Raw genomic sequence first — 14,143 nt, 5'->3', positions numbered from 1 at the left:
GCGAGAAGCTGGGCGACGCGGACGCTGGCAAGGTGTTCGACCACCTCCAGCAGTTCGGGAGCGTGAACGAGGCGGAGTTGGTCCAACTGCTCGGCCACCCCCGCAAGGCCCGCGCCTTCGCCGCGCGGTTCGACTCGTTCCGGGACAAGCTCACCTTCGACGTCCAGGTGATGACCACCGCTGACGGCAAGCGCTACCAGCGCCTCTGACCAGACCGGCCCTACTCACGGGATCCATCTGACGGGGCGGTTGCCTCCAGGGCCGCCTCGCGTTCGACGGCCTTCTTGCGCTCCTCCCATGCACTCAGGGCGGATGCCACATGATGGAGAGAGTGGCGCCGCAGTCGTGGGTGGTGCACCGCGAAGTAGTGCTCCCCGGCGATTGCCACGAAGGAATAGGGATTGGCTGGGTGACTCATCAACCACGCCTCTGCCTCCGCGCGTGTGGCAAAGGAAGGCCGCTGTTGGGGAATTCCCCTGGCGGTCAGTGCCTCCAGCGCCGGCTCGATGGGATAGTCGCGATACATGCCGCGCGTATTGTCCTCTCTGTCATACCAGAATTGGTAATACTCATCGCCAATGAGGATGCGGGCCGGGCTCGGGGGTTCCGCGCTCCCCTTCAGCCAGGCTTCCGCCTCCTCGTGGCAGGTGAAGTGCGCGATAGCCACGGGGGCGAGGTCGAGGTGATGGCTGAAGAAGTCCTCGGCCTCCTCGATCTGTCCCGTCTCCGCGATGAAGTTGAGGAGGGCGATGAGCAGGAACATGGGCTTCTGTTCAGGCTCAGGCGTTTCATTCAGGGTCTGGAGCAGCAGTTCCACCGCCGGTTGCGCGAGCGTATTCTTGTGCTCGCTCAGGCGTGCGCTGACGTGGCGCTGTTCCGTGGGCTCCGTCCCCGCGAGGGCGTCTTCGAATCGATAGACCTGGCCTGTGGCGTGGACGAAGTAGCTGAGTATGCACAGATAAAACCAGAGCTTCTCCTCCTCCGGGCGCCCTTTCACACCTGCTGTCCGCTGCCGGGCCGCGATGAGAATCGCCGCTTCTGCGAGAGCCTCATAGGTTTTCACCTGCATGCCTCCGCGAGCTGGGTGTCGAGGGGCAGCGCCGGGGAGCGTTCCGCCATGATCAGGAGTGGCGCCAGAACGAGTGCCGCTCCCCCTGAGCCAGCGACCACCACGGCGAAAGCCACACCGGAAATGACCACGACAGCCCCCACGACGAGCTCCGTGCGATGCCTCTTGATCCAGTCAATGGCAGGGTCTATCGCATCGAACTCGGCCGCGTACTGTTCTGCCCACTCACCGCGTCCCTTCTTGCACTCAATCAAAGCCTCCATGCAGTTGCTCGGACACCACCAACTTCTGGCGATGCGCCACGGCTGTGTCCATGTATTTGCGATGACCAATGACGAAGGGGCGGCTGCTCGCGAGACAGTCATTCACGCACTGCTCATGTCGACCAGCACAGTACTCATTCAATCCCGAGGTGGACACGCGCACGATATTCCGACGGAGGTGTCTCGTGCTCAAGGTGTGCTGGAACTTCGTCAGGTCGAAGTCTTTCAACGGAATCCAGGCATGCGCTACCTGCCCATCGGGGCGTTGCTCGAAAGCAAGCGCGTACCTGGCCAGGTCATGGGGGCCCGTAGGCCCGGCCACCGAGGAGCGCGTCGGAGTCGTACCGCAGGCACCGAGCATGAGGGCAAGGCTCACCGCCATCACCCTCCGTATCACCGAGGTTCTTCTCATGTGGGTGACATCTCCAGGGCTTCTCTACCATCCAGGGCAGCGTAGCTTTCTGCACCATAAGGCCCACCGTCACCCGACGTCCCGTGCCGCGAAGGTCGGCGGCCGTGCCCTTCTACCGGGAGACGGCCCGGGAGCCACTGGACGAGCGGGACGACAAGGCGTAGGTCGTGCCGCGATAGTGTGACAGGAACCGTCGCCGCCCCGACTGGAGACCCCACCATGCCCCTGAGCCAGCGAGACACCGACCACGTCTTCCAGTGCCTCCGAGGAGGGACGGTCCCCGAGCGGGGGCTGGAGACCTTCGCCGTGGGTATCGAGCGCGAGCGCGGCGAGCTGCACCGGATGCTGGACCTCACCCGAACTGGCGAAGGCGCGGTCAAGTTCCTCCGGGGCGGCTACGGCTGCGGAAAGACATTCCTGGCCCGGCTGACGGCGGTGGACGCCCAGGAGCGCGGCTTCGCCACCAGCTTCGTCGTCGTCTCCGACAACGACCTGCACTTCCACCGGTTCGATGACGTGTACCGGAAGGTGGTGGGCAACCTCAGCACCAGCGCATGTCCCCTGGGAGCGCTCGCGGACATCCTCGACCGATGGGTCGCCAGCGTGGAGGCGTCGCTCATCGCCCTGGGGAAGGACCCGGACGCCCCCGGCTTCGATGCCTCGGTGCTCGCGAAGCTGGACGAGGAGCTGGTCGCCCGGACGCGGAACGAGGTGCCAGCCGACTTCGTGCGCGTGGTGCGGACCATCTTCGAGCTGAAGCAGAAGGGGCAGCTCGCCGAGGCGTCCGCCCTGCTCTCCTGGCTTTCCGGAAGCGAAAACATCGCGGCAGGCGCCAAGAAGCTGGCGGGCATCAAGGGAGAAATCCAGAGCACCGACGCGCTCGCTTACCTGCGGGGCATCCTCGCCATCGTGAAGGGTGCTGGCTATGCGGGGCTCGTCATCGTCATCGACGAGGCAGAGACCATCCTCCGGATGAAGGCAGACGTGCGGCAGAAGTCGCTGAACGGCATGCGGCAGATCCTCGATGCCGCGAGCGGCTTCCACGGCCTGCTCTGGGTGTTCACGGGCACGCCCGACTTCTTCGACACGAATCGGGGCGTGAAGGGGCTCCAGCCGCTGAACGAGCGCATCGCGTTCACCCAGGTGGACGGCTTCGCGCCGCTCAAGCAGCCGCAGCTCGCGCTCAAACCGTTCGACCAGAAGCGGCTGAAGGAGGTCGGGATGAAGCTCCGCTCCATGTACCCGACCACCGACCGCACGCGCTTCGAGACGACCGTCAGCCCGGACTACCTGGACTCGCTGGTGCGGGAGGTCTCCGCGGGGCTGCGCGCCGACGTGGGCGTGGTGCCCCGGCAGTTCCTGCGGCGGCTGGTGAGCGTGTTCGACATCGTCGAGCAGGAGCCAGACTTCCAGCCGGCGCCGGGCAAGCCCCCCATCGAGCCGGCGCTCACGCACACCGAGGCGAGCCTCCGCGAGGGCAGGCCCGAGTACCCGCCAGAGCCGGGCGAGGACCGGGGCTATGAAGTCGTGAACTTCTGAGAGGCCCCATGAGCGTCTTCTCCCGGTTCCCTCCCCGGCTGCAGGAAGCCATCGTCAGCCGACTCGGCTTCACCGGGCTCAGGCCAGTCCAGGAGCTGGGGGCGCAGGCGTTGCTGGACGGAAAGAACGCGGTCGTCCTCGCCCCCACCGCCGGAGGGAAGACGGAAGCCTCCATCTTCCCCTTGCTGGCGGAGCTGATGGAGCGGCCCGTCTCAGGCGTTGGCGCGCTGTACGTGGCGCCCATCAAGGCGCTCCTCAACAACCAGGAGGAGCGACTCGGGACGTACACCGAGATGGTCGGGCTGCGCCGCTTCGTGTGGCACGGAGATACGCCGGACCGGGCGAAGCGGGCCTTCATCAAGGAGCCCTGCGAACTCCTGATGACCACGCCGGAGTCGCTCGAGGTGATGCTCATCTCGCCGCGTGTTCCCGTGCAGGCGCTGTTCTCGCAGCTCAAGTACGTGGTCGTGGACGAGGTCCATGCGCTTGCCGGGACGGACCGGGGGGCGCACCTGCTGTCGGTCATCGAGCGGCTGGCGGCGCTGGGGGGCGGAGATGTACAGCGAGTGGGCCTGTCCGCCACCGTGGGGAACCCGGAGCAGATCCTCGCCTGGTTGAAGGGGTCCTCCCACCGCGACGGCGCCGTGGTGGACCCGCCCAAACAGCCCACACAGCGGAAGCTCTCAGTGGCCCTTCCGGGGAGCGTGGCGGATATCGCGCGCGCGGGGGCGACATTGAGTCGCGGGAAGAAGAGTCTCTTCTTCTGTCAGACGCGCTCGCTCACGGAGGCCGTGTCGGAGCGGATGCGGGGTCAGGGTACCGACGTCTTCGTGCACCACAGTTCGGTCTCACTCGAGGAGCGGAAGCTCGCGGAGGAGCGGTTCCATCACGGCCGGGACGCGTGCATCGTGTGTACGTCCACGCTCGAGCTGGGCATTGACGTGGGCGACCTGGACGCGGTGCTGCAGGCCAACGCGCCTTCCACCGTGTCGTCCTTCCTTCAGCGAATGGGCCGGACGGGGCGCCGCGCGGGACAAATCGCGAACATGGCGTTCCTCTGCGAGGAAACGGACTCGCTGTTGCTCGCGGTCGCGCTCATCGAGCAGGCGCGTACAGGCTGGGTCGAAGCCGTTCCCCTGCAGTCACGCTGCTGGGCAGTCCTTGTGCAGCAACTCATGGCGCTCTCGCTCCAGTTCGGGGCCATCTCCCCCGGGGACGCCTGGACGCAGCTGTCGCGGGTGCCCGACTTCCAGGGCATCTCCGCCACTGAGTTCGAGGCGCTGCTCCGGCACCTAGTCGCGACAGAGCTTCTCTTCGAGTCCGGCGGCAAGCTCTCGCTGGGGGACCGGGCCGAGCGGCTCTTCGGGCGGAAGAACTTCGCCGAGCTGTACGCGGTCTTCACGAGCCCGGTGATGTACCGGGTGCTCGCGGGCGCGCAAGAGCTTGGCTCCATCGAGCCTGCTTTCGTCGAGCGCTTGGTGGAGGGCATGAGCTCATTCCTGCTGGGCGGCCGGGCCTGGGTGGTGGACTCGGTCGTCCACGGGGACCGGGAGGTGCACGTGCGCACCGCGCCAGCGGGCAAGAAGCCCACCTGGGGGGGATTCATGCCGCAGTTCCTTGGCCGAGAGGTGTGTCAGCGCATCCGGGCTGTGCTGCAAGGGGACGCGCCCCTTCCCTACCTGGAAGAAGGAGCTACCCGGGCCTTGCAGGCACTGAGGGATGACCTCGGCCCGCTCCTGCGCAGGGTGGGGCCCGCAGTGCAACTCGATGACGACGGGAACGCGCTCTGGTGGAACTTCGCCGGAGGGCGCATCAACCACACCTTGAAGTACGCGCTGGAGCTCGCGCACGGATGGAAGGTCGTTCCGGACAACTTCTTCGTGAGAATCAGCGGTGCGGGCGCGTCACACGAGGCGGTCGCACGGGGGCTGGAGGAGGCTGCTCGCGAGGAGTTCTGGTCCGCGCCCGGCCGCATCCAGGCCATCGCCGCACGAATCCCTCCCTACCGGCTGAGCAAATTCCAGGACGCCCTGCCCCCGGCCGCAGTGGCCGAGATGCTGGGCAATGCGTTCCTCGACTTGAACGGCGCGCGGCAGGTTCTCGGCGCTCGCTGACAGGAAGTCGCTGCCACGACGTACCCCGCAAAGTCGAAGGCCCTGGAGTCACCGGCTTTCACCGGAAACTCCAGGGCCTTCAGTTGGTCGGGGCGACAGGATTTGAACCTGCGACCACTTGCACCCCAAGCAAGTGCGCTACCAGGCTGCGCTACGCCCCGAAAACCGCTGTTGCTGCCGCCGTCGTGAAACGGTGCGCCCTTATGCCCCTACACAACGCTCAGGTCAAGCAGGAGCAGCAGGTCGCGGTGGGAAAACTCACCCTTCTGAATCTTCCATTCCCTCTTCGTCGAAGTCCTCGCCCCGGGCCTCGGCCGCGTCCGCCGCCGCTTCCTCGCGCGCGTCGATCTCCGCGTGATCTTCCGGCGGGGCCTCCCCGTTGAGGGCGCTCTTCAACACCTGACTCGGCCGGAAGGTCAGCACCCGACGGGCCGAGATTTCAATCTCCTTGCCCGTCTGCGGGTTGCGACCCACGCGCGCCTTCTTCTGGCGCACCTGGAAGTTGCCGAACCCGGAGACCTTGATCTTGTCGCCGCGCTCCAGCGTTTCCTTGAGCGTGTCGAACACGAGCTCCACGATTTCGGCCGACTCCTTCTTCGAGAAGCCGACCTTCTCGTAGACGCCCTCGATGATGTCCGCCTTCGTCATGCGAATCCTCGGGATGCCCCCACCCTCAGCACGGTGAACGCCCAAATACTGTGGCAGCCTTCCCGAAGGCAAGTCAACCCTCTGACTTCATTCAGGAATTCAGGCACGCAGCGAGGCACCCAGGCGCTGGTTCACCTCGCTGATGATGCGCTGGTGCGCCTCCGTGACTTCCACGTCGGTCAACGTCCGCTCCGCCGAGCGGTAGCGCAGCGCGTACGCCAGGTTCTTCTTCCCCTCGGGAATCGGCTTGCCCGTGTACACGTCGAACACCAGCGCGTCCTCCACCAGCGGACGGCCCACTTCCAGGATCACCTTCCGCACCGAGTCGTTCGCCAGCTCCACCGGCACCACCACCGCCAGGTCGCGGAGCACCGCGGGGAACCTGGGCAGCGAGTGGTACTCGGGCACCAGCCTAGCCGCCGAGTACAGCGGCTCCGTGTCCAGTTCGAACACGAACACTCCCTCGGGCAGGCCCAGCGATTTCACCACGCGAGGGTGCAGCTCCCCTACATGGCCCAGCACCGTGCCGTCCGCCAACTTCACCTCCGCGCTGGCACGCGGGTGGTACGCCGCAGGCCCGCCAAGCGACCAGGTGACGCCGTCCACACGCAGCGCCCCGAGCACCGCCTCCACCGCGCCCTTGGCATCGTAGAAGTCCGCCCGGGCATCCTTCTGCGTCCAGCTCCGGCCGCCACCTCGCAGGCCCCACACCAGGCCCGCCACGCGGTTCACTTCGCGCGCCGCCGGCCGGGTCCCCTGCCCGCCCTCCGAGTCCCGGAAGTAGGCGCGGCCCGTCTCGTAGAGGCACACCGACTCCACCTGGTGCCGGACACTGCGCGACAGGTTCTCCAGCAGCCCGGGGAGCAGGCTGGTGCGCATCACCGACTGCTCGACACTCAGCGGGTTGAGCAGCGCCACCGGCTGCTCCTTCAGGCCCAGGACCTCCAGGCTCTTGGGCGCGACGAACGAGTAGTTCACCACCTCGTCCAACCCCGCACCCGACATCGCCTGCCGCAGGCGACGCTCCGCCTCGGAGTGCGCCGGCTCGGGCGCCAGTGAGGCGAGCCCGCGCGGCAGCTTCGCCGGGATGTTGTCGTAGCCGAAGACGCGAGCGACCTCCTCCAGCAGATCCTCCTCGCGCTCCACGTCCACGCGCGCCCGAGGCACCGAGTACGTCGCCTGCCCCGCGCTCTCCGCCAGCTTCTGGAAGCCGAGCGCCTCCAGGATGCGCCGCACCTCCGCCTCGGGCACCGCCACGCCCAGCACCTTCTCCACCCGGGCGAAGCGCAGCGTCACCTGACGCGGCGGCTTCTCGGCCGGATAGATGTCGATCAACCCCGGCGCCACCGTGCCGCCCGCGAGTTCGACGAGCAGCTGCGCCGCCCGCTCGATGGCGGGAACCACCGCGTCCAGGTCCGCCCCACGCTCGAAGCGATGGGACGCCTCGGTGTGCAGCGCATGACGCTTCGCCGCCCGGCGCACGCCCGAGCCCAGGAAGTTCGCAGCCTCCAGCAACAGGCGCGTCGTCTTCTCCGTCACCTCGCTGTCCCCGCCACCCATGACGCCCGCGAGCGCCTGCGGCCGGTCCCGGTCACAGATGACCAGCTCTTCCTGGTCCAGCGTCCGCTCCTTGCCGTCCAGGGTCGTGAGCTTCTCGCCCTTCTTCGCCCCGCGGACGACAATCTCCTGCCCCGCGAGCTTGTCCAGGTCGAACGCGTGCAGCGGCTGCCCGAACTCGAGATTGACGTAGTTGGTGATGTCCACCACGTTGTTGATGGCCCGCACGCCACACGCCTTCAGCCGGTCCTGCATCCACTGCGGCGACGGCTTGATGGTGACGTTCTCCACCACTCGCGCCCCGTAGCGCGGGCAGCGCACCGAGTCCTCCACGCGGACCTTCGCGCTCTGGGACGCGGGCGTCCCAGACTCCGTCAGCTTCGGCTGGGGCACCTTCAATGCCGCCCCCGTCACCACGCTCACCTCGCGCGCCACGCCCAGGTGGCTCAGCGCGTCCGGCCGGTTCGGCGTGACGTTGACCTCCAGGACCACGTCATCCAGCCCCAGCGCCTCCGCGATGGGCGTGCCCGGCTTCAAGTCGGGCGACAGGATGAGCAGGCCATTGGACTCCTCGCTCAGCCCCAGCTCCTTCGAGGAGCAGAGCATGCCGGAGCTGTCCACGCCTCGCAGCGCGGCCTGCTTGATCTCCATCCCGTTGGGCAGCTTCGTGCCCACCGTGGCCAGCGGAACCTTGTCGCCGACCTTGTAGTTCTTCGCGCCGCACACCACCTGCACCAGCGCGCCGCCCCCGGCGTCAATCTGAGTGACGGAGAGCTTGTCCGCGTTGGGGTGCTGCACGGACTCCTTGATCTGCGCCACCACCACGCCTCGGAGCCCATCCCCCGGACGCTCCAGGCCTTCGATCTCCAGGCCCGCGGCGGTCAACTTGCGCGCCAGCTCGTCCACCGACGGCGGCAGCGCCACGTAGTCGCCAAGCCACTTCACCGAAATCTTCACAGGTCCACCCTCTTGCTCTCGGGACGAAGACAGGAGCGCGACCACGCCACCCCGCCAGGCGGGAGGCTCGGGCGGCCGCGCCCGAAGGACTCAGAACTGCTCGAGAAACCGAGCGTCGTTCTCGAACATCATCCGCAGGTCGTCGATGCGGTAGCGCAGCATGGCGATGCGCTCCACGCCCATGCCGAACGCGTAGCCCGTCACCTCGCCCGGGTCATACCCCGCGGAGGTGAACACGTTGGGGTGCACCATCCCGCTGCCCAGCACCTCCAGCCAGCCCGTCTGCTTGCACACGCGGCAGCCCTTGCCGCCACACGAGGTGCAGGAGATGTCCACCTCCGCCGACGGCTCGGTGAAGGGGAAGAACGACGGGCGGAAACGCGTGCGCGTGTCCGAGCCGAAGAACGCCTTCACGAACGCGTCCAGCGAGCCCTTCAGCTCGGCGAACGTCACGTCCTTGTCCACCAGCAGGCCTTCCACCTGGTGGAACATCGGCGTGTGGGTGATGTCCGAGTCGCGGCGGTACACCCGCCCCGGCATCACCGCGCGGATGGGCGGCTTGCGCTGCAGCATGTACCGCACCTGCACCGGCGACGTGTGCGTGCGCAGCAGCACGGAGCTGTCCGCCTTCTTCGCGTGCCCCAGTGACGGCTCGTCCACGTAGAACGTGTCCTGCATGTCCCGCGCGGGGTGGTCCTTCGGGAGGTTCAGCGCCTCGAAGTTGAAGTAGTCCAGCTCGATTTCGGGGCCCGCGGCCACGTCGAAGCCAAGCCGGGAGAACGTCCGGACGATGTCCTCCATCGTCCTCGACACCGGGTGCCGGCTCCCCGGCGCCACCGCGCGACCGGGCAACGTCACGTCCAGCCCGGGCCCCTGGAGCTGGGCCTCCAGCGCGGCGTCTTCCGCGCGCTGCGTGGCCTCGGCGAGCAGCTTCTCCAGCTCCGCCTTGACGATGTTGGCCACCTCACCCAGCGCCCGTCGCTCCTCGGGGGGCAGCTTGCCCATGCCGCCGAGGACTCCGGACAGCTCGCCCTTCTTGCCCAGGTAACGGACCCGAAGCGCTTCCACCGCGGGCAACTCGGACGCCCCCGCGATCTCCCGCCGAGCGGCCTCCGCCAACGCCTGCAACCTGTCCCGCATGGCCTTGTCGCCTCCGTTGCACGGCCCCTGGACGCATGGCCCATCGGGGCAAAAAAAAGGGCCGCCCTGGAGAGGCAGCCCGTTTACTCACGCAGGCGGGCGGCCCGTGAAGGCCACCTCACCCGCTCTGTCGCTGGCCCTCAGGGAGGACCGGCGTGAATCAGGCCGCCTTCGCGATGTTGGCGATGGCCGCGAAGCCCGAGGGGTCCGCGATGGCCATGTCCGACAGCACCTTGCGGTCCAGGCTGATCTTCGCCTTCGCCAGGCCGGCGATCAGCTTCGAGTAGGACAGGCCGACCGTGCGGGCCGCCGCATTGATGCGGACGATCCACAGGCGACGGAAGTCCCGCTTGCGCTGCATGCGGTCGCGGCTGGCGTAGTCCAGGGCGCGCTCAACCGCCTGGTTCGCCCGGCGGAAGCAGTTCTTCCGGCGGCCGCGGAAACCCTTGGCCAGCTTCAAAATCTTATTGCGACGGCGACGAGCCTTTACACCCTTCTTGACGCGCATGTTTCACTCACTCCGGACTGCGTAGGTTGTCAGCCCCCGCGCGGTGCCGGCTTCACGCCGCTCCGCCAAGGGCCACGAGGTTGCCGAGCCGTGGCTCAGGCCCCGTAGGGGAACATTTCCTTGATGACCTTCTTCGCATCCATGTCGCGAAGATGGCTGGTGCCGCGGTTGCCGCGCTTCTGCTTCGGCGTCTTGGCGTGAGTGAAGAGGTGCTTGCCGTAGGCCTTGCCGTGCTTGACCTTGCCGCTCTTCTTCACCTGGAAGCGCTTCTTCGCGCCACTGCGGGTCTTCAACTTCGGCATCGTCCTGATTCCTTCCTTACAGCGTGCCGTCAGCGTCACGGCCTCTGGCGTTTTCACCCAAGGCCACGGCGGGAGCCGGCAGCCTCTACCACTATTTCTTTTCAACTGGAATGGCTACCGCCGACCGCACGCCAAGCCGTCGACCTACCGTCCCCGCGCCCCCTGCCCTTTCGGGCTGGGTGCGACGATTCCTACAAAAGTGCCCCAAGATACTTGGGCATGACGGGGAGTCAAGACCTGTCCGCAATGCACGGACCACCCCGTCCAACGGCCTACGGCAGGGCGGTCTCCTTGGCCAACAGGGCCTCGAAGTCCGCAAGCTTCATGCTCTTGAGGTCCTCGCCCCCGTACCGGCGGGGCGCCACGCCCTCCGCGGCGACCTCGTTGTCGCCCACCACGAGGGTGAACGGAATCTTCTGGAGCTGCGCCTCGCGGATCTTCGCGTTGAGGGACATGCCTCGGTCGTCGAAGTCCACCCGGAAGCCCTTGGCCCGCAGCGTGTCGCGCACCTTGCGCGCGTAGTCCGCCTGCCGGTCCGCCACGACGACGATGACCGCCTGGATGGGCGACAGCCACGCCGGGAAGGCCCCCGCGAAGTGCTCGATGAGGATGGCGGTGAAGCGCTCGAAGGAGCCGAAGATGGCGCGGTGGAGCACGACGGGCCGGTGGAGCGCGTTGTCCTCGCCCACGTAGGACAGGTCGAAGCGCTCCGGGGCCAGGTAGTCCAGCTGCATGGTGCCCAGCTGCCAGCGGCGCCCGATGCTGTCGGACACCGTGAAGTCGATCTTCGGGCCGTAGAAGGCGCCGTCGCCCGGGGCCAGCTCGTACTCCAGGCCCAGCGACTCGAGCGCCGTCTTCAGGCCCGCCTCAGCGCGATCCCACAGGGAGTCATCCCCCAGTCGCTGCTCCGGACGCGTGGACAGCTTCACCGCGTACGTCAGGCCCACCGCCTTGTAGACGTGGTCCAGCAGCTTCACGAAGCGCTTCACCTCGTCGGTGATCTGCGCCTCCGTGCAGTAGATGTGCGCGTCGTCCTGCGCGAACTGGCGCACCCGGGTGAGGCCGCCGAGCGAGCCCGCCGCCTCGTTGCGGTGCAGCACGTCCTGGGTGTGCAGGCGCAGCGGCAGGTCGCGGTAGCTGTGCTTCTTGAAGCCGTAGAACAGGTGGTGCGACGGGCAGTTCATCGGCTTGAGCGAGAAGTCATGCTCACCCGACTCACTGTCGAGCACGAGGAACATGTTCTCCTTGTACTTGCCCCAGTGGCCGCTCGTCTCCCAGAGGCCCTTGTTGAACATCAGGGGCGTCTTGATCTCCACGTAGCCGTCATTCGCCGTGAGCCGGCGCATCCAGTCGGAGAGCGTCTGGTAGAACGTCGTGCCCTTCGGGGTCCAGAAGGCGGCGCCGGGCGCGTACGGGTGGAAGTGGAAGAGGTCCAGCTCCTTGCCCAGCTTGCGGTGGTCGCGCTTCTTCGACTCCTCGATGCGCGTCAGGTACTCCTGCATCGCCTTCTTGTCGAAGAAGGCCGTGCCGTAGACGCGCTGGAGCATCGGGTTGCGGTGGTCACCGCGCCAGTACGCTCCGCTGGACGAGAGGATCTTGATGACGCCGATCTTCCCGGTGCTCGGGGCGTGGGGCCCCAGGCAGAAGTCCACCCAGTCGCCATGGGTGTAGAGGGTGAGCGTCTTGGCGCCGCGCGCGGCGATGTCCTTGACGATCTCCACCTTGAACTTCTCGCCCTTCTCCTCGAAGAGGCGAATGGCGTCGTCCATGGAGATTTCGGTCCGGACGAACGTGAGGTCCCGCTTCAGCTCGGCGTTCGCCTCGGCCTCGATCTTCTCCAGGTCGTCGGGCGTGAACGGCTTCTCGCGGAAGAAGTCGTAGTAGAAGCCCTCCTCCGTCGCGGGACCGATGGTCACCTGCGTGCCGGGGAAGAGCTTCTGGACGGCGCTGGCCACCACGTGGGCCGCGTCGTGCCGGATGAGTTCCAGGGACTCCGGGCTCTTGGGCGTGAAGATCTGCAGCTTCGCGTCCTCGTCGAGCCTCCGGGCCAGGTCCATGTCCTGACCGTTCACCCGAGCGAACAGCGCGGCCTTCGCCAGGCCGGCACCGATGCTCTCCCGAACGAAGTCCGCGATGGTGGTCCCCCGGGCGGCCTGCTTCTGACTGCCGTCGGGGAGGGTGACCGTGATCATGTCGGACATGCGATACCTCGGAAAAACCGCGGGCGGCAGGGCTCTTGAAAGCCGTGCCGCCCGCTGGAGATCACATCAACTGTGTTGGGTCGTAGTGGGATCGAACCACTGACCCCTACCGTGTCAAGGTAGTGCTCTACCGCTGAGCTAACGACCCGGTGCTGAGGTGGCGCGGGGAATAACAGCGGGCTCCCGTAGCTGTCAAGCAAACACGCGACTGCGCATCCGATCTTCCCAATTTCCCGGCGCGTCCCTACGCCTTCGCTGCGATCAGCGCTCGGACCCTCGCCATCACCACATCGAACATGGCCGGCGTCAGCCGCCCCGTCTGCGTGTTCTGCTGACTGACGTGGTAGCAGCCCAGGAGGATCCGCCCATTTGGGAGCTCCAGCTCCGCTCCGTGTCCGAACGCGGGGCGCGGCGATCCGAACTTCATTCCGGTCCGCTCCAGCGAGGCGAGCGCCGCGTTCCAGCCGATGGCCCCCAGGGCGAGCAGCACCCGGGCGGGCAACAGGGCCATCTCCCGATCCAGGAACGGCGCACAGCGAGCCAGCTCCTCGGGAAGCGGCTTGTTGTCCGGCGGAGCGCAGCGGGCGGCCGCCACGATGAAGGCATCCTTCAGCGCAAGCCCGTCCTCCCGGTGCTCACTCGTCCCCTGGTTCGCGAACCCCGCCCGGTGCAGTCCCGCGAAAAGGAAGTCCCCGGACCTGTCTCCGGTGAACATGCGCCCCGTCCGGTTGGCCCCATGCGCCGCCGGCGCCAGGCCGACGATGACGAGCCTCGCCCGCGGATCTCCGAAGCCCGGCACCGGCCGCCCCCAGTAGGTCCACTCGCGGTACGCGCGGCGCTTCACCCGGGCGACTTCCTCGCGCCACTCCACCAGCCGGGGACAGCTCCGGCACGACGAAATCTCCTGATGCAGTTGCTCCAGCTTCGTCACCGCGCGCTCCCGCTCACCGCGGCCTCCAGCCGCTCGACCCAGGCCCGGGCATAACCCAGGGACTCCGGGGCCGCGCCCACTTCAAGCTCCAGCTCCGTGGCCGGCTCCTGGACGAACAGCGCGACGAGGGTCACCTCATCCAAGGGCTCCCTCACGCGGATCCGCCGGACAGCGCCTCCCAGCGCCCTCCCCTTCGCGTCGGTCCACAACAAGACCCTCGAAGCCGAAGACCTCCAGGGCCACGCGCCGAGAGCCACGTCGCGCCCACCCAGCGCGATGGGGCCCAGCAGCTTCGCACCCGGGAGCTGCACGAACTCGCCCCAGCCCGCCAGGCTCGCATCCTCGGGCCCGGGAAACCACGCCACCCGCGAGGGCCTCACGTCCGCCACGCGACTGGCAACATCCACATCGAGCACCCCACGGACCTCCACCGCCACGGCCCTGGGCCCCAGCCGGTGGTGCCAGCCTGACGCGTCGAGCGTCGACGAATCCACCCAGAGCC

General features: G+C 67.4%; 13 protein-coding genes, 2 tRNA genes and 1 pseudogene. 3 read left to right on the top strand and 13 right to left on the bottom strand.

Going from position 1 to position 14,143, the window contains the following annotated elements; translation table 11 throughout:
- The coding region (locus HR086_RS36680; RefSeq protein ID WP_174467954.1) for a hypothetical protein at window positions 1-209 on the top strand (209 nt) is incomplete at its 5' end.
- Window positions 210-220: 11 nt separating this feature from the next.
- On the opposite strand, the gene HR086_RS48890 is transcribed toward HR086_RS36680, so the two are convergent.
- From HR086_RS48890 to HR086_RS36665, 3 genes are read right to left on the bottom strand one after another with little or no spacing between them, the layout of a single operon-like run.
- Window positions 221-1,063: a hypothetical protein gene (locus HR086_RS48890; RefSeq protein WP_254626604.1), complete on the bottom strand. Its 843-nt coding sequence runs from the start codon at window positions 1,061-1,063 to the stop codon at window positions 221-223.
- On the bottom strand, window positions 1,060-1,332 hold the full coding sequence (locus HR086_RS36670) for a hypothetical protein (RefSeq protein WP_174467953.1): 273 nt from the start codon (window positions 1,330-1,332) through the stop codon (window positions 1,060-1,062). The genes HR086_RS48890 and HR086_RS36670 overlap by 4 nt, the downstream gene beginning before the upstream one ends.
- A complete protein-coding gene (locus HR086_RS36665) occupies window positions 1,316-1,744 on the bottom strand; it encodes a hypothetical protein (RefSeq protein WP_174467952.1) in 429 nt (142 codons plus the stop codon). Before HR086_RS36665 ends, HR086_RS36670 begins: the two co-directional genes overlap by 17 nt.
- Before the next feature lie 219 nt (window positions 1,745-1,963).
- Between HR086_RS36665 and brxD the strand changes: the two genes are divergently transcribed.
- A complete protein-coding gene (gene brxD / locus HR086_RS36660; RefSeq protein WP_174467951.1) occupies window positions 1,964-3,283 on the top strand; it encodes a BREX system ATP-binding protein BrxD in 1,320 nt (439 codons plus the stop codon).
- Between the two features lie 8 nt (window positions 3,284-3,291).
- Window positions 3,292-5,397, top strand: coding sequence for a DEAD/DEAH box helicase (locus tag HR086_RS36655; RefSeq protein ID WP_174467950.1), 2,106 nt, complete (start codon window positions 3,292-3,294; stop codon window positions 5,395-5,397).
- A gap of 84 nt (window positions 5,398-5,481) precedes the next feature.
- Here HR086_RS36655 and HR086_RS36650 read toward each other — a convergent pair.
- From HR086_RS36650 to HR086_RS36605, 10 genes and pseudogenes are all read right to left on the bottom strand, one after another.
- Window positions 5,482-5,558 (bottom strand) — tRNA-Pro (locus tag HR086_RS36650).
- Between the two features lie 208 nt (window positions 5,559-5,766).
- A pseudogene (locus HR086_RS36645) lies at window positions 5,767-6,045 on the bottom strand (integration host factor subunit alpha); the annotation flags it as partial.
- Window positions 6,046-6,144: 99 nt separating this feature from the next.
- The gene (gene pheT, locus HR086_RS36640; protein ID WP_174467949.1) at window positions 6,145-8,559 is read right to left on the bottom strand and encodes a phenylalanine--tRNA ligase subunit beta; all 2,415 of its coding nucleotides are present in this window, start codon (window positions 8,557-8,559) and stop codon (window positions 6,145-6,147) included.
- A gap of 90 nt (window positions 8,560-8,649) precedes the next feature.
- Window positions 8,650-9,699 carry a phenylalanine--tRNA ligase subunit alpha gene (pheS, locus tag HR086_RS36635; protein ID WP_141640621.1) on the bottom strand — a complete coding sequence of 350 codons (1,050 nt, stop codon included), beginning with the start codon at window positions 9,697-9,699 and terminating at the stop codon, window positions 8,650-8,652.
- Between the two features lie 160 nt (window positions 9,700-9,859).
- The gene (rplT, locus tag HR086_RS36630) at window positions 9,860-10,207 is read right to left on the bottom strand and encodes a 50S ribosomal protein L20 (RefSeq protein ID WP_141640620.1); all 348 of its coding nucleotides are present in this window, start codon (window positions 10,205-10,207) and stop codon (window positions 9,860-9,862) included.
- A gap of 95 nt (window positions 10,208-10,302) precedes the next feature.
- Window positions 10,303-10,509: a 50S ribosomal protein L35 gene (gene rpmI / locus HR086_RS36625; RefSeq protein ID WP_141640619.1), complete on the bottom strand. Its 207-nt coding sequence runs from the start codon at window positions 10,507-10,509 to the stop codon at window positions 10,303-10,305.
- 272 nt (window positions 10,510-10,781) lie between these two features.
- Complete coding sequence (gene thrS, locus HR086_RS36620) at window positions 10,782-12,710, bottom strand: threonine--tRNA ligase (RefSeq protein ID WP_174467948.1); 1,929 nt, start codon at window positions 12,708-12,710, stop codon at window positions 10,782-10,784.
- A 76-nt stretch (window positions 12,711-12,786) separates the two neighbouring features.
- A tRNA-Val gene (locus tag HR086_RS36615) sits at window positions 12,787-12,858 on the bottom strand.
- Window positions 12,859-12,954: 96 nt separating this feature from the next.
- Complete coding sequence (locus HR086_RS36610; RefSeq protein WP_174467947.1) at window positions 12,955-13,641, bottom strand: uracil-DNA glycosylase; 687 nt, start codon at window positions 13,639-13,641, stop codon at window positions 12,955-12,957.
- Window positions 13,638-14,143: hypothetical protein (locus HR086_RS36605; protein WP_174467946.1), on the bottom strand; the 506-nt coding region annotated here is incomplete at its 5' end. The genes HR086_RS36605 and HR086_RS36610, both read right to left, overlap by 4 nt.

The organism is Myxococcus sp. CA039A, from assembly GCF_013336645.1.
In the GTDB taxonomy this organism is placed as follows: Bacteria; Myxococcota; Myxococcia; order Myxococcales; family Myxococcaceae; genus Myxococcus; species Myxococcus llanfairpwllgwyngyllgogerychwyrndrobwllllantysiliogogogochensis.
The sequence above is the reverse complement of the archived record's forward strand: the minus strand, read 5'-3'. Positions and strand labels throughout refer to the sequence as shown.

What these genes read in the sequence shown, in the direction of transcription:
- HR086_RS36670 (WP_174467953.1), bottom strand. Translation starts at nt 1,332, where the DNA reads ATGGAGGCTTTGATTGAGTGCAAGAAGGGACGCGGTGAGTGGGCAGAA.
- HR086_RS36665 (WP_174467952.1), bottom strand. Translation starts at nt 1,744, where the DNA reads ATGAGAAGAACCTCGGTGATACGGAGGGTGATGGCGGTGAGCCTTGCC.
- brxD (WP_174467951.1), top strand. Translation starts at nt 1,964, where the DNA reads ATGCCCCTGAGCCAGCGAGACACCGACCACGTCTTCCAGTGCCTCCGA.
- HR086_RS36655 (WP_174467950.1), top strand. Translation starts at nt 3,292, where the DNA reads ATGAGCGTCTTCTCCCGGTTCCCTCCCCGGCTGCAGGAAGCCATCGTC.
- pheS (WP_141640621.1), bottom strand. Translation starts at nt 9,699, where the DNA reads ATGCGGGACAGGTTGCAGGCGTTGGCGGAGGCCGCTCGGCGGGAGATC.
- rplT (WP_141640620.1), bottom strand. Translation starts at nt 10,207, where the DNA reads ATGCGCGTCAAGAAGGGTGTAAAGGCTCGTCGCCGTCGCAATAAGATT.
- rpmI (WP_141640619.1), bottom strand. Translation starts at nt 10,509, where the DNA reads ATGCCGAAGTTGAAGACCCGCAGTGGCGCGAAGAAGCGCTTCCAGGTG.
- thrS (WP_174467948.1), bottom strand. Translation starts at nt 12,710, where the DNA reads ATGTCCGACATGATCACGGTCACCCTCCCCGACGGCAGTCAGAAGCAG.